Annotated in this window: 12 protein-coding genes; 9 read left to right on the forward strand and 3 right to left on the reverse strand. The window is 65.5% G+C overall.

What is annotated here, in order from left to right:
• The first annotated feature begins 165 nt into the window (after positions 1-165).
• Positions 166-735, forward strand: coding sequence for a tyrosine-type recombinase/integrase (locus ACN5KJ_RS14815; protein WP_418594927.1), 570 nt, complete (start codon positions 166-168; stop codon positions 733-735).
• 463 nt (positions 736-1,198) lie between these two features.
• Here ACN5KJ_RS14815 and ACN5KJ_RS14820 read toward each other — a convergent pair whose 3' ends face one another.
• Positions 1,199-3,730 carry an ATP-binding protein gene (locus ACN5KJ_RS14820; protein WP_418594807.1) on the reverse strand — a complete coding sequence of 844 codons (2,532 nt, stop codon included), beginning with the start codon at positions 3,728-3,730 and terminating at the stop codon, positions 1,199-1,201.
• Positions 3,727-4,461 (reverse strand): winged helix-turn-helix domain-containing protein, encoded by a 735-nt coding sequence (locus tag ACN5KJ_RS14825; protein WP_418594808.1) that lies wholly within the window; start codon positions 4,459-4,461, stop codon positions 3,727-3,729. The genes ACN5KJ_RS14820 and ACN5KJ_RS14825 overlap by 4 nt, the downstream gene beginning before the upstream one ends.
• 242 nt (positions 4,462-4,703) lie before the next feature.
• Here ACN5KJ_RS14825 and phnD point away from each other — a divergent pair, with 242 nt between their 5' ends.
• The 6 genes from phnD (at position 4,704) to ACN5KJ_RS14855 (ending at position 10,012) form a co-directional block, all read left to right on the forward strand.
• Positions 4,704-5,684, forward strand: a complete 981-nt coding sequence (gene phnD, locus ACN5KJ_RS14830; RefSeq protein ID WP_418594809.1) for a phosphate/phosphite/phosphonate ABC transporter substrate-binding protein — start codon at positions 4,704-4,706, stop codon at positions 5,682-5,684.
• 109 nt (positions 5,685-5,793) lie between these two features.
• Positions 5,794-6,567: a phosphonate ABC transporter ATP-binding protein gene (phnC, locus tag ACN5KJ_RS14835; protein WP_418594810.1), complete on the forward strand. Its 774-nt coding sequence runs from the start codon at positions 5,794-5,796 to the stop codon at positions 6,565-6,567.
• The gene (gene phnE / locus ACN5KJ_RS14840) at positions 6,564-7,370 is read left to right on the forward strand and encodes a phosphonate ABC transporter, permease protein PhnE (protein ID WP_418594811.1); all 807 of its coding nucleotides are present in this window, start codon (positions 6,564-6,566) and stop codon (positions 7,368-7,370) included. Before phnC ends, phnE (ACN5KJ_RS14840) begins: the two co-directional genes overlap by 4 nt.
• On the forward strand, positions 7,367-8,203 hold the full coding sequence (gene phnE, locus ACN5KJ_RS14845; protein ID WP_347166790.1) for a phosphonate ABC transporter, permease protein PhnE: 837 nt from the start codon (positions 7,367-7,369) through the stop codon (positions 8,201-8,203). Before phnE (ACN5KJ_RS14840) ends, phnE (ACN5KJ_RS14845) begins: the two co-directional genes overlap by 4 nt.
• Positions 8,204-8,212: 9 nt before the next feature.
• Positions 8,213-9,103, forward strand: a complete 891-nt coding sequence (locus ACN5KJ_RS14850; RefSeq protein ID WP_347166791.1) for an HAD-IIA family hydrolase — start codon at positions 8,213-8,215, stop codon at positions 9,101-9,103.
• Between the two features lie 588 nt (positions 9,104-9,691).
• Positions 9,692-10,012 (forward strand): DMT family transporter, encoded by a 321-nt coding sequence (locus ACN5KJ_RS14855; RefSeq protein WP_347166792.1) that lies wholly within the window; start codon positions 9,692-9,694, stop codon positions 10,010-10,012.
• Positions 10,013-10,513: 501 nt separating this feature from the next.
• On the opposite strand, the gene ACN5KJ_RS14860 is transcribed toward ACN5KJ_RS14855, so the two are convergent.
• Entirely contained in the window at positions 10,514-11,404 is an 891-nt protein-coding gene (locus tag ACN5KJ_RS14860; protein WP_347166793.1) for a LysR family transcriptional regulator, read from the reverse strand.
• 99 nt (positions 11,405-11,503) lie between these two features.
• On the opposite strand from ACN5KJ_RS14860, the gene ACN5KJ_RS14865 reads away from it, so the two are divergent.
• Together ACN5KJ_RS14865 and ACN5KJ_RS14870 are read left to right on the forward strand one after the other, a co-directional pair.
• Positions 11,504-12,760 carry a M24 family metallopeptidase gene (locus ACN5KJ_RS14865; protein WP_418594812.1) on the forward strand — a complete coding sequence of 419 codons (1,257 nt, stop codon included), beginning with the start codon at positions 11,504-11,506 and terminating at the stop codon, positions 12,758-12,760.
• Positions 12,761-12,892: 132 nt separating this feature from the next.
• A complete protein-coding gene (locus tag ACN5KJ_RS14870) occupies positions 12,893-13,894 on the forward strand; it encodes an ABC transporter substrate-binding protein (protein WP_418594813.1) in 1,002 nt (333 codons plus the stop codon).
• Positions 13,895-13,953: the final 59 nt, after the last annotated feature.

The following is a 13,953-nucleotide window of genomic DNA, read 5'->3' on the forward strand; positions in this document are numbered from 1 at the left end:
CCTGGATGATCTCGATCACCAGAGCCGTCTTCCGCTTCGCCGTCCAACGCTTGATGCTGTCGTCCATCGTCATACTCATTGCTACGTTCTCCCTTGTAGCATGAGCAGGTTTTCACTGGGTCGATACATCGCCGCGTCGAGCGCACGCCAGCTGACAAGGAATGGATCGAGGCGTTTTGCGGTGCGGCTGATCCGTACAATGCCGCGCTGGTCCGTTTCATGTTTGAGACGGCTGCACGGATTGATCAGGCTGTATCACTGGAACCGGATGACCTTCGACCGCACGAAAACAAAGTTCGGGTAAAGGCGCAGAAGGGACATCCGGAAAGTTGGATCACCGTCTCGCCTCAGATGATGGACGAGCTTCTCGCACTGCCAGCCAAACGGCCCAAGAACCGCAAGACCGGCAAGCTGATGAAAGCCCGTGTTTTCGGCTATGGCAGCTCGACCGGTTACAACACTCGTTGGAAGACAATCTGCAAACGCGCGGGTATTCCCTACCTGTCAGCTCACCCCGCAGGACGGCATGGGTTCTTCACTGAGTTAGTCGTCCGGCAAGGCGTTGACCCAGTCACAGCGGCCAAGGCTGGCCGCTGGTCTGACCCAAATTTACCCATGCGCATCTATGCCCACGCAGAGACCGATGAGGCCGACGTCAGAGCCCGTTTTCGTACAAGCGACGTACAGTATGACGCTGTACAAACACCCAACAGTAAGAAATCACGAAAGGAATAGCGCTATGAACGCATCCCTCCTAAGGGGCAGGTTGCAGGTTCGAATCCTGCCGGGATCGCCAGGCAGTCATTGTTTCCCCTTCTTTTCAGATGCTTCTGTGGTGGGTTTGCCCGGCCAGTCCGAAAGGGTGGCCACGTTCTGGGTGGGTTGGGCGAGCCTCATGCCCTCTTGGACCCGCCTCTTGCGACGTGCAGCCTGCACATGGCGCAGGACCTCACTGGTGCTGCTGTGTGCCGGGATGCTCATGGTCTGACCTCCGCGCGCCTTTCCCGGCCAGCAGCGGAGTGCCGCGCTTTCGCAGGCCCTGCGCTTGGCATGTCGAGGATGGGCCGGCGATTGTGCATGGCTTTGCCGCCCGCATTGCCGAAGCGCTCCGGTGTCTCCGGCCATCCGGGTCTCGGCCTTTATCGAAGCCGGAGCAAACCCGGGCGCTGGTGTCCCACGCGCGCGCCAGGTTCGGGGCTCAGGGGGCCTGTGACGCAGGGGGTGTCGCGCCAGGAACGGCGGAATAGATTTTCCGAATGGCGTCTTGAGTGACCGGCTTGGCTACGAACAGGACGTTCGGGGGCAGATCCGCCGGAGCGCCACGCGTGGACATCAGCGCGGCCTGGCACTCGGGAAAATGTCCGCAGGCCTGCACGATCAGATCCCGCCCGCTGAACCCGTCATCGAGCCAAAGATCCGTCAGGAGCAGGTTGAGATGGTCGAGCGCCTTCAGGGCTTCGACCGCCTCCGCAAAGGAGGCCGCGCGCATGACCCGTGCCCCCATGGCTTCCAGAAAGACGCAGGATCGTTCCAGCGCCAGCGGATCGTCGTCGACAACCAGGGCCCTGACGGAACCGCAGCCAGAGGGCGTCACTTCGGGGGCGTCTTGCCGCGGGAAGGACAGTGTAATGGTCGTCCCGCGGGATGGGCCATGGGTTGCCGTCTCGATATCCAGGCGCCCGCCGGACTGATGCGCGAAACCGTCCACCATCGACAGCCCCAGGCCAGTGCCGCTGCCGTCGGGCTTGCGCGTGAAGAACGGGTCGGTGGCATGGCGCAGCACCTCTTCGGACATGCCGCATCCGGTGTCGCGCACCGCAACCCGGACCATGTCGCCGGCCTGTACCGACACCACGATCTGCCCCGCGCCGGAGCCTGTCGCGGCGATGGCCTGCCCGGCATTGATGCACAGATTGAGAATGGCGCTTTCAAGCTGGCCCGGATCGACCAGACAGGTGACCGGAGCCTCGGGCACGTCCACAACCAAAGAGACCTGCCCCGGTATGGCGATTTCCAGAAGATCCGCCATGCCCGTCACCAGTTCCGAAACATCCGTCACCTGCGGCGCGAGATGTTGCTTGCGCGCAAAGGCCAGAAGCCGTTCCGTCAGGCTGGTGCCCAGGTCGACCGCCGCCCCGAGCCGGTTGTGCAGGTCGCGCCGCCGCTCCGGTTCGGCCTGTTCCAGCAGGTGCAGGTTCCCCGAGATGCTCGACAGGATGTTCCCGAAATCATGGGCCACTTCCCCCGACACCTTGCCCAGGGCCTCGACCCGGCGAATCGCTTCCAGCCGAGCCTCGATGCGTTTGCGTTCGGTGGTCGCGGAAATCAGCCAGACCTGGCCGCCGTCGGGCAGGGGCGAGAGGTGGATCTCGATCACATTGCCATCCGCATCGCCGTATTCCTCGAAGCCGCCGCGCTCCTCCCCTCCGGCGGCCCGCGAAAAGGGCGAGGCCTGAACCAGATCGCTCATGCGATCGCCGCCCCGATCCGAGCCGGGCGGCAGGCGAAGCAGGCGGCGCAGGTTCTCGTTCTCGGCTATGATGCGCCCGTCCTCGGCCTCTACGGCAACGCCGTCCTTGATGTTCTGGAACACGCGCGAAAAGAGCGCATTCTGATGGCGTATCTGCGCCGTGCGCCGGTCCAGTTTGCGGGCGTTGTCGCGGAAGACGCCAAAAGCCGTGAACAGTTGGCCGATCTCATCCCGCGACGTCGGCGCATCGGGCAGGTCGACGCGCAGGTTCCCCGAGGCGAGCCGTCGCATCGCGCCGGAGATGCGTTCGAGGTTGCGGGCCACGTGCCGCGACACATAAAACGAGGAGGTCACCGCCACGACCAGACTGGCAAGGATCAGCGCGAGAAAGGCATTGCGCGCGTAGGCCAGCGTGTCCGAGGTCGCGGCGCGGGCCCGGGACAGCCGGTCCTCGGCCTGAGCCACCTTGGTCTCGGCAAAGGCGTTGACGCGATGGGTCTCCTGCCGAATGCGAAACAGCGCACTCTCGGCATCGAGCCGCGCCGACAGATGACCGTGCTTGAGCACGAACAGCCCTGTCCCGCGCTGGACGACCTCGGAGATCTCGTCGAAGGTTCGGCGCTGATCCTCCGGTTCCAGGGAGCGCAGCGCCTGGCTCTGGCGCTGGAAATCGCGGCTGAATTCGCCCAGTTCGATCAGTTCTTCCGCGCGCGCGGCGCCAAGCGCAACCGCCGTCAGCTGCTGAAGCGCGCTCCAGTCCTGCCGCGCCTCCAATGGCAAGGCAGTGTCGCGCGCCATGCGCCTGCTGCGGGCGTTGAGCCGGACCAGCGCGCGATCGATGGCCTTCAGCTCTGCCTGACGCGCGCTTTGCGGCAGAAGCGCCTGTGCCAGATCCTCGATGGCACTGCGCAGACGCGACAGCGGCAGGTCCAGCGCCGGGTCGCTTTCCGAAGAGTGCTGCACGCGATCGAGGTTCGCCATGACCTTGGCGACTTCCTGCTCCAGCTGATAGGGCGCGAAAAGCGCGAAGAGGAAGGGGGCCGAGGTCGCAAGATCCGACGCATCGCGGGACAGATCCATCGCGGCGGCCACTTCGGTCAGCGTGTCGCGGTGCAGCACGTTCATCCAGACCTCGGTGCGGTCAAGAACCCGCAATCCGATCACGCTGACCAGCAGCATGAGGCCGAACATCACCGCCAAGGCCGCCGAGAGGCGGATCCTTACGCCGAAATCGCGGAACCAGTCGCGCAGCCGGCTCATCCGGTGCCCAGGTGGAACACATAGCCCCGCGCCCGGCGGGTCTGCAGATGCACCGGCTTGGCCGGGACCGGCTCGATCTTGCGGCGCAGGCGCAGGATCAGCACGTCCACGGTGCGGTCGACGTAGCGCTGGGTGTCGGCGCCCAGCTCCTCCAGCAGCTCCTCGCGCCGGACGACGCGCTCGGGGTTGCGGGCAAAGAACTCCAACAGCCGGTACTCCGCGTTGGTCAGCGGCACTTCCTCGCCGTCCCCGTCCAGCAGCCGCCGCGCGTCGAGGTCGATCCGCTTCTCGCCGAAGGCGATCTGACGCTTGCCGACCGCCGCCGGACGGGCGGAGGCATGACCGTAGCGCCGCAACACGGCGCGGATGCGCGCCACCAGTTCGCGCGGGTTGAAGGGTTTGATGAGGTAGTCGTCCGCCCCGGTCTCCAGCCCGATGATCTTGTCGATCTCGTCCCCCACGCCGGTCAGCATCACGATGGGGATCTCGTGCCGTTCCCGCAGATGGATCGCCAGCGTCAGGCCGGATTCCCCGCGCAGCCTCAGGTCGATCAGCACGAGGTCCACGGGCGGCGGATCGCCGAGCGCGTGGAAGGCCTCGATATCGGCGCAGCAGACGGCCCGGAACCCGCTGTCATGCATCAGTTCGGACAGGGTTTCGCGCACCTGCGCGTCATCATCGACGATGCCGATGACGGGTTCGGGCCCCGGTTTCAGACTGGACGCCTGCATGTGACGCTCCTCCTGCGACGCGCTGGCAAGACCGCCGATCCGACGATCTGTCGTCAGGCGTCGCGCAGAAGACCCGGGAATTCAAGACGCCGGCGGGGCTTTGTAATATTGTTAACACTTCACCCCGCCCGCAGCGGGTTCATTAACACTTCAATCCTCGCCAAGCCGGACCCGGCGCCCCTAGCCTGCGGGCGTCGATGCAGGTGCGGCCCGGATCCGCCTGCTGTCAAAGGGAGGAAACCATGACACCATTCATCACCCGTGCGGCCACCGTGCTGGGCATCCTGACGTGCAGCACCTTCGCGGCCCATGCGCAGGACTGCGCGGAACGCGGCGCGCTCGACGTGCAGTATTGCGATGCGAACGGCGATCTCGTTGCCGACACGCCCACCGACCCGGCCCAGCTCAGCGACCCGGACACGCTTGTGTTCGCCTATACCCCGGTCGAGGATCCGGCGGTCTATGCCGACATCTGGGAGCCGTTCATTGAACACCTGTCGGAAGTCACCGGCAAAGACGTGCAGTTCTTTGCCGTGCAGTCCAACTCGGCCGAGGTCGAGGCCATGCGGTCCGGCCGTCTGCACGTGGCGGGCTTCTCTACCGGGCCGACTCCCTTTGCCGTGAACCTTGCGGGGGCCGTGCCCTTTGCAATCATGGGCGCCGACGATGGCCAGTTCGGCTACCGGCTGCAGGTGTTCACCCAGGCCGACAGCGACATCCAGGAAATCTCGGATCTCGCGGGAAAGCGCGTGGCACATACCTCGCCCACCTCGAACTCTGGCAACCAGGCGCCGCGCGCCCTGTTCCCGGGTCTCGGCGTCGAGCCGGACAAGGATTACGAGGTGGTCTACTCGGGCTCGCATGACCAGTCGATGCTGGGCGTGGTCGCGGGCGACTACGACGCGGCTCCGGTGGCCTCGGAAGTGGTGGACCGCATGGCCGAGCGCGGGCTCTACGACCCTGCCGACGTGCGCAAGATCTGGGAAAGCGATCCCTTCCCGACCACCTCCTTCACCATGGCGCACAACCTCGATCCGGCGCTGGCCGAGAAAGTCAAGGAAGCCTTCTTCTCCTTCGACTTCGCGGGCACCGCGTTGGGCGATGAATTCGAGGGCGTGTCGAAGTTCGTCCCGATCACCTACAAGGACCAGTGGGCGGTGATCCGCCAGATCCAGGCTTCCAACGGCGTCGAGTACACGCCGCAGGGTCTCGCCGGGAACTGATCCCCTTCCGACATCGCCAGCCCGGTGCGCCCTCGCGCACCGGGCCTCGCGCGCCGCCCGGCCACCTCGCGGCCAGGGCCCGGGCCGCGCCATTCCAAAGAGGCATCCCATGCTGAAGATCACCAACCTGACCAAGCGCTACGGCAGCGGCGACCCCGTGCTAAAGGGGCTGGACCTGACCGTGGAGGGCGAACAGCTGACCTCGGTGATCGGCTCGTCGGGCGCGGGCAAGTCCACGCTGCTGCGCTGCATCAACCGCCTGGTAGAGCCGACCTCCGGCTCTGTCGAGCTTAACGGCACCGAGTTCACCACCCTGTCGCGCCGCGAGTTGCGCAGCGCGCGGCGCCGCATCGGCATGGTGTTCCAGGGCTTCAACCTGATCGACCGGCTTACCGTCATGGAGAACGTGCAGGCCGGGCGGCTGGGCTATATCTCGACCTGGGCGGCGCTGACCCGCCGCTACCCGAAGGAGGACATCCGCCGCGCCTTCGAGCTGATGGAGCGCGTGGGGATCGCCCATTACGCGGACAAGCGCGCCGACGAACTGTCGGGCGGCGAACGCCAGCGGGTGGGCGTGGTGCGCGCCCTGATGCAGCGCCCGGAGATCCTGCTGGCGGACGAACCCACAGCCTCGCTCGACCCCAAGACCTCGGAGCAGATCATGTCGCTGCTGCGCGACCTTGCGCAGGAGCTGAACCTGCCCGTCATCATCAACATCCACAACGTGACCGAGGCCAAGGAATACTCTGACCGGATCGTCGGCATGCGTTATGGCCGGATCATCTTCGACGACAAACCCGGTGCCCTGACGCGCGACGAGATGGACAAGATCTACGCCGGCGTCCCCGCGCAGGACCGCGCCGAGGCGGGGGCCGCCGCATGACCGCGACACCGGACAGGCTGCCAGAAACCTGGCGCAAGCCGCCCTTCATCGCCAATCCCGTCCTGCGCTGGACGCTTTACATCGGCATCGCCGTCTACGTCGTCTTCACCGTCGGCACCCTGCCCATCGACTGGGACCGGGTGGCGGACGGCATGAGCCGGGCGCAGCGCATCTTCAACGGCGCCTTCCCGCCCAGCTTCGAACGCGCCGGGCTGCTCTTCGACGGTTTCATGGAAAGCCTGAAGATCGCCATCCTCGCCACCGTGGGCGGCATCATCCTGTCGGTCCCGCTGGCCTTCATGGCCGCGGGCAACATTGCCCCCAAGCCGGTCTACCTGCTGGGCCGCGCGCTCATCATCATCGCGCGCAGCTTTCACCCGGTGATCGTGGCCATCATCTTCGTCAAGGCCGTGGGCTTCGGCCCCTTCGCTGGCGCGCTGACGCTGGTGGTCTACTCCGTCGGCTTCGTCGCCAAGCTGCTGGCCGAACGCATCGAAGAGATCGATTTCGGCCAGGTCGAGGCCATGCGCTCTGCCGGCGCGGGCTTCCTTGCCACGCAGGTCTATGCCGTGCTGCCGCAGGTCATGCCGCGCCTCGTGGGCCTTGGCATCTACCAGCTCGACAGCAACCTGCGCGCCTCTGCCGTGGTCGGCATCGTCGGCGCCGGGGGTATCGGGGCGACGCTGGCCAATGCCTTCGGCCGCTACGACTACGACTTCGCCCTTGCCATCACCATGGTCATCGTCGGCGTGATCCTCGTTTCCGAGGCGGTCAGCGGCGTCATCAGGAAGCGGATCACATGAACAGCTTGAACCTCTCCGAACCGCAATCGCTTTCCGAGGCCCTGAGCGGGCGCGATGACTGGTCGCGCTTCACCCCGAAACAGCGGCTGACCCGCTACGCCGGTTTCGCAGCCGCCGCCGGTGTCGTCGCCTGGGCACTGGGCAGCATCGACGTGATCTGGGCCTGGGTCTGGGACAGTCCGGCACAGATGGCCGACCTTTTCGGGCGGATGATGCCGCCGGACCCAAGCAATCTGCCCTCGATCCTCGTGGCGATCTGGCAGACGGTGAACATCGCCACGCTGGCGACGCTGATCGCCGTCGTCGTCTCGCTGCCGGTGGCCTATATCGCGGCGCAGAACACGACGCCCAACCGCGCCTGTCTTTGGCTCGGGCGCTTTATCCTCGTGTCCTCGCGGTCGGTGAACACGATCATCTGGGCGCTGCTGTTTGTCGCCATCTTCGGCCCCGGCATCGTGGCGGGGATCGTGGCGATCATGTTCCGCTCCATCGGGTTTCTGGGCAAATTGCTCGGCGAAGCCATCGAGGAAATCGACCGCAAGCCGGTCGAGGCGCTTGAGGCCTGCGGCGCCTCGCGGTTCAAGATCGTGCTCTACGCCATCGTGCCGCAGGTCATGCCCGCCTTCTTTGCCGTGTCGATCCTGCGCTGGGACATCAACCTGCGCGAAAGCACCGTTCTGGGCCTCGTCGGCGCGGGCGGCATCGGGATGATCCTGCAAGGCGCCATCGACACCTTCAACTGGCCCGAGGTCTCCATGGTGCTGCTGACCATCCTGGCGCTGGTCATCTTCGGCGAGATGGTGTCTTCCCTGCTGCGCCGCAAGATCCTGTAAGGGCGGGACATGATCACGACCGAAACGGCCTTTGCCCGCTACGAATGCCTGCGGCCAATGCTGCCGCAGGCGCAGTTCCCCGAGGCCTCGCGCCGGGGCGCGACGCTTGAAGACACGATGGGCGATTACGACGCCTATATCCTCGACGCCTTTGGCGTGCTGAACCGGGGCGAAGCCCCGATCCCCGGCGCGGTCGAGCGCATCGCCCGATTGCGCGCCGCCGGGAAGCGTCTCGTGGTGCTGACCAATGCGGCCAGTTATACGCGGTCGGGTGTGCTGGCGAAATACCACAGGCTGGGGTTCGATTTCAGTCTGGAAGAGGTGGTCTCCAGCCGGGATGTGGCGTTTGCCCATCTGCCCACCGTCCACGGAGTCTGGGCCGCGATAACCGATGGCGAAGACGACCTGTCGGACCTGCCCCCCGGTCATTACGGGGCCGATCTGCTGGCCCAGCCGGATCTGATGAACACGGCTGCGGGTTTCCTGTTTCTGTCTTCGGCGCGCTGGAGCCACGAAGCCAATGCGCGTCTGAAGCGGGCGCTGCATTTCCACGCCCGTCCGATCATTGTCGCCAATCCTGATCTCGTGGCCCCACGCGATGACGGCCTGTCCATCGAGCCGGGTTGGTATGCGCAGGACATCGCTTCGGCCTGTGGGCTGTCGCTGTTCGGCAAGCCCTTTCCGAACGCGTTCGACGCGGCGCTTGAACGGCTGTCGGGCATTCCCCGGCAGCGCATCGCCATGGTCGGCGACACCCTTCACACGGATGTCCTTGGCGGGGCAGCCGCCGGTCTCGGCACTGTCCTGATCCTGGAGCACGGCCTGTTCCGCGGGCTTTCGCCGGCGCCATTCATCGCGTCGAGCGGAATTCAACCGGCCTGGCTTGTTGATAGCACCTAAGACCGTCCCCCTTGCATTGCCTCCCGTCCCCGGCGTTTCTGCGCGGGGCCGACTGGCCCGGAAGGCCCCCGGTTGCTGACGAAGGCGGCAAGGCCGCGGGGGCAGGGGCAAGACGGGCTGGCGGTCGCGGGTCGCTGCCTCTGGCCGGGCGGCCTGCCTGGACCCGGCGAGCGGCAAGGCATCGCGCCCCTGTCCGGCACCCCGCGCAAACGGCCGCAAGCGGGCCCTGACCCCTTGCAGGACAGTCCCTCCCGGGCGCTACCCGATCTCTTGCCGGGCCGCGCCTTCTGTTCCAGCGCCGCCGCAAGACGCACGCCCGGAAGCCGGGGAAGGGCGGAACGATGGATCCCAGCAAACAGGCCCTTCCGGCAGGATGTCGAGGTTGGCGCCAAGCGCGCTGCCGCACCACGGGCCGTGCTTCGGCAGCGATGAGAGACGGCGCGAATCGCTTGACTGGGGTCACGGGCCCGGTATTCAGATCCCGTCATCGGACCGAGACGGTCGATGAACCTGCCGCGAAGGGGACGACCCCTTGACGAACGTGGCCACGCAATCGGGACGACCCGCCATCCTTCGGAAGGAATGAAAATGGCATGGGTTTTCCTTGGTCTTGCCGGAATTCTGGAAATTGTCTGGGCCTTCTTCATGAAGAAGTCTCAGGGCTTCACGCTTGTGACCCCCAGCGTCATCACGATCGTCACGATGATAGCAAGCTTCGCGCTTCTTTCCGTGGCGATGCGCAGCCTGCCGCTTGGCACGGCCTACACGGTGTGGACCGGAATCGGCGCTGTGGGCGCATTTGTCGTGGGCATTACCGTGCTGGGTGAAGCAGTCACCCCGGCGAGGATCATTGCCGCTGCCCTCATCGTGACCGGCATTGTCGTGATGAAGCTCTCCAGCTCTCACTAGGGCTATCGGGCCCCTGGCCTGATCGGGTCAGGGGCGCAATGAAGAGAGCCGACGCGATTGCCCCTTGGCAGCCTGTCGCAAGCTTGGGAAGCCAGGGGGCAGTGCGGTGTCCCCGGATCCGGCCCGGGGGCTGGTGCGGCGCGGACTCGCCAGCCAGCGACGGCATCGCGGACCATGCGGGCGGTCACGGCACCGGTCATGACAACCCGCGCCAGCACAGGCGGACCGGGTGTGGCGACTGCGTGAACCGGCGGGCACCGCCACCCCATCGGCGCATCGTTTCGACCGCTGGGGCCGCGGGGGAGGGCTTTGTCCGCAACAGCGGGATGGGGCAGGGGCCGGAATGCCCCGGATGTCCGTCGGCGGGGTCAGCCTGTGTCCCTGTTGCACGCACCAATCGGCCAAAACACGGCCCCGCACCGGGATTGCGACGGCAGGTTCCACGGGCAGATTGCCCAGGTCCTCGACCCGCTTGCGGCAGGGGGGCTTGTTCCGGGTGTCCTAGGATCGGTACAGCGCCCTGAACATGTTCTCGGCTTCCTGCGAGACCTTACGGCCCTTCGGTGAGGCGAGCCAATAGCCGCCGGGGCCCTTGTAGGACGGCTGTTGCAGGCGGGCGAGCTGGCCAGTCGCGACCTCTTGTTCCAGCAGCGGCAGCGACCCGAGCGCCACGCCGCGCCCTTCGAGCGCGTAGCCGACCGACTGGGCATAGCTGGAACATTGAATGCGCAGATCGTCCTGAGGCAGCGCCAGGTCAAGCCGGTCGCCCCAGACGTCCCAATTGATCCAGTCCGGCGACACGCGATGATAATCGAGAAGCGGCGCATCGGCATCGGCGAGAACTCCGCGCGCCGCCAGCCGCTCTGCGACGGCGGGGTCGGCAACCGGCGCCAGTTCCTCGCCAAGCACGCGCGTTGCGCTCCACCCCGGAAAGGCCCCGTCGCCGTAGACGACGACAAGATCGTTTTCTTCAGAGAACAGAAGGGAGATATCGTCGCTCTGCGTGAGGCTGAACATGCAGGCCGCGTCGCCAAGCGCGAAGCGTTGCAGCCTCGGTTGCAACCAGAACATGCCGACCGCGCTCATGGAGGCCAGGCGCACCATGGGCTGGCTTGGCGTGCGCACCTCTTCGATCGACTGGGTCAGGAATTCCAGCGTCGTCGACACCCGATCGCCAAGGCGCCGCGCTTCGACGGTCGGGGTCAGCCGCGAGGACCGCCGGTCGAACAGGCGGACGCCGAGCCACTCCTCCAGCTGCCGGATGCGCTTGCTGACGGCAGCCTGGCTGACGAAGAGCTCCTCGGCTGCATCGGTGAAGCTGCCACAGCGCAGCGCGCATTCGAAAAAGACCAGGGTGTCGAGGGGCGGTAGGCTCTTGCGGTATTGCTGCATAACCTCTGGTTATCGAAATGAACGAGAATTTCCAATGTTTTATGGGTCGGTGTCTCTGGTTACACTGTGGTTTCCCAGACAACGACATGAAAGAGAAGCATGGCAGAGCTCGACTGGCACGCCGAACGCAGTGACCTCGACGGGTTGGCACTGCTGGACCGCAGCCCCGAGGACGAGGGAATTGACCTTGTCGCGGTGCGCGCCTGGCGCCAGGCGCGCGTGCGTCGAGAGATGGCCGCCCGCGGGATCGACGCGGTGATCCTGATGGATCCGGTGAACATCCGCTACGCCACGGGTGCACGCAACATGCAGGTCTTCTCGATGCGCAACGGACCGGCGCGCTATCTGGTGATGACCGCGGATCGTGCAATCCTGTATGAATTCACCGGCGCGCTGCACCTGCCCGAGGGCCTGGAGACCATCGACGAGGTGCGCCCCGCAGTCACCGCAAGCTTCGTTGCCGCCGGGCCGCAGATCGCCGAACGCGAGCGGCGATGGGCGCAGGACATGGCGGCAACCCTGCGCGACCTCTGCGGCGCCAATCCCTGCGTCGGCATAGAGCGCATGAACGGCGGCACCGCCATCGCGCTTGGCGAAGCGGGCGTGCGTCTTGTCGATGCGCAGGAGCCGGTAGAGATGGCCCGCGCCATCAAGTCATCCGAGGAAATGAAATGCGTGAACGCCTCGCTGCGCGCCACCGAGCGCGGCGTCGCGGAACTGCGCGCGGCGATACGCCCGGGCCTGACAGAGGCCGAGCTGTGGTCGGTGCTGCATCGGTCGATCATTGCGCAGAACGGCGACTACGTGGAAACGCGTCTGCTCAGCGCCGGTGATCGCACCAACCCCTGGTTCCAGGAGACCGGCAGCAATGTCATCGGGGCCAACGACCTGATCGCGCTCGACACCGATGTGGTGGGCTGCCACGGCTATTACTCGGACTTTTCGCGCACCTTCCACGCCGGGCCATCCCGGCCAAGCGCGCAACAGCGCGAACTGTACAGGGTCGCGCACGAGCAGGTGCATCACAACATGGATATCCTGCGCCCGGGCATGTCGTTCCGCGACTATGCGGACGCGGCCTGGGACATCCCCGAAAAGTACTACGCCAACCGCTATTACCTCAGCGCGCACGGCTGCGGCATGACCGGCGAATACCCCTACCTCTACCATCGTGGCGACTTCCCCGATGCAGGCTACGACGGTGAAATCCTCCCCGGGATGACGATCTGCGTTGAAAGTTACATCGGCGAGGACGGTGGCCGGGAGGGGGTCAAGCTGGAACAGCAGGTGCTGATCACGGAGACCGGGATCGAGTTGCTCTCGCGGTTCCCCTTCGAAGAGGCCCTGCTCGCGTAGCGTTGCAGGAAGCCGCGGCCGGGATGGCCGCCGCTTTGCCGAAAGACAATCAGGCCCGACACGGAAGCGATGATGGAACCGGTTGGATCCGGGGACACCCGCCTATGTGCCTGCCTGACGGTTAAGATACTGATGAAAGGACAAGAAATGGACACCTCGATGAAACGCTTTCTAATGACCGCCGCGGTCACGCTCATGGCCGCGCCTGCATTCGCGCAGGACAGCGACACATGCGGCGAAGTCAGCATCACCGAAATGAACTGGGCCTCGGCCTCGGTGGTGACCAATGTCGCGAAGTTCATCATGGAGCAGGGATACGGCTGCGACGTCGCCGTCGTGCCCTCTGATACCGTCCCCGCAATGACCTCGGTCGCGGAAAATGGCGAGCCCGACATCGTCACCGAGCTCTGGCTGAACGGCACCGGCTCGATCTACGACCGCCTGCGCGACGAGGGCAAGATCGAGGAACTCGGCAAGGTGATAGAGCCGGGCGGCATCGATGCCTGGTGGATCCCGGACTATCTGGCCGAGGCGCACCCCGAGCTGACGACCATCGAGGGCATTCTCGCGAACCCCGATCTGGTCGGCGGTCGCTTCCACAACTGCCCCGAGGGCTGGGGCTGCCGGGTCTTCAACGACAACCTGCTGCCGGCCTTCGGCGTCGAGGATGCCGGCATCGAGATCTTCAACCACGGCTCGGGCGAGACGCTGGCGACCTCCATTGCCTCGGCGTTCGAGAACGAAGAACCCTGGTTCGGCTACTACTGGGCCCCGACGGCGGTCATCGGCCGCTACGACCTGGTGCAGGTCGATATGGGCGACTACGACGAAGAGGCCTTCGCGGCCGCCAAGGATCCCGATTCCACCGATGTCGGTCGCAGTTCCTTCCCGCCCTCGCCGGTGAAGACCGCGGTGACCACGGAGTTTTCGGCCAAACACCCCGAGCTTACAGAGTTTCTGAAGAACATGACGTTCAAGACCGAGACGATGAACGCGATCCTGAGCTGGATGGAGGACAATTCGGCAACCGGCGAGGAAGGCGCGGTCTACTTCCTGACCAACCATCAGGACACCTGGTCGACCTGGATCAGCGAGGACGCGCGCGCGCGCCTTGCCCCCCTGCTGGACCAGTAACCGGCTGACACGACCTGCGGCGGCTCTGATATCCCGGAGCCGCCGTTTGCGTTTCCGGA

The organism is Ponticoccus sp. (in: a-proteobacteria), assembly GCF_048381735.1.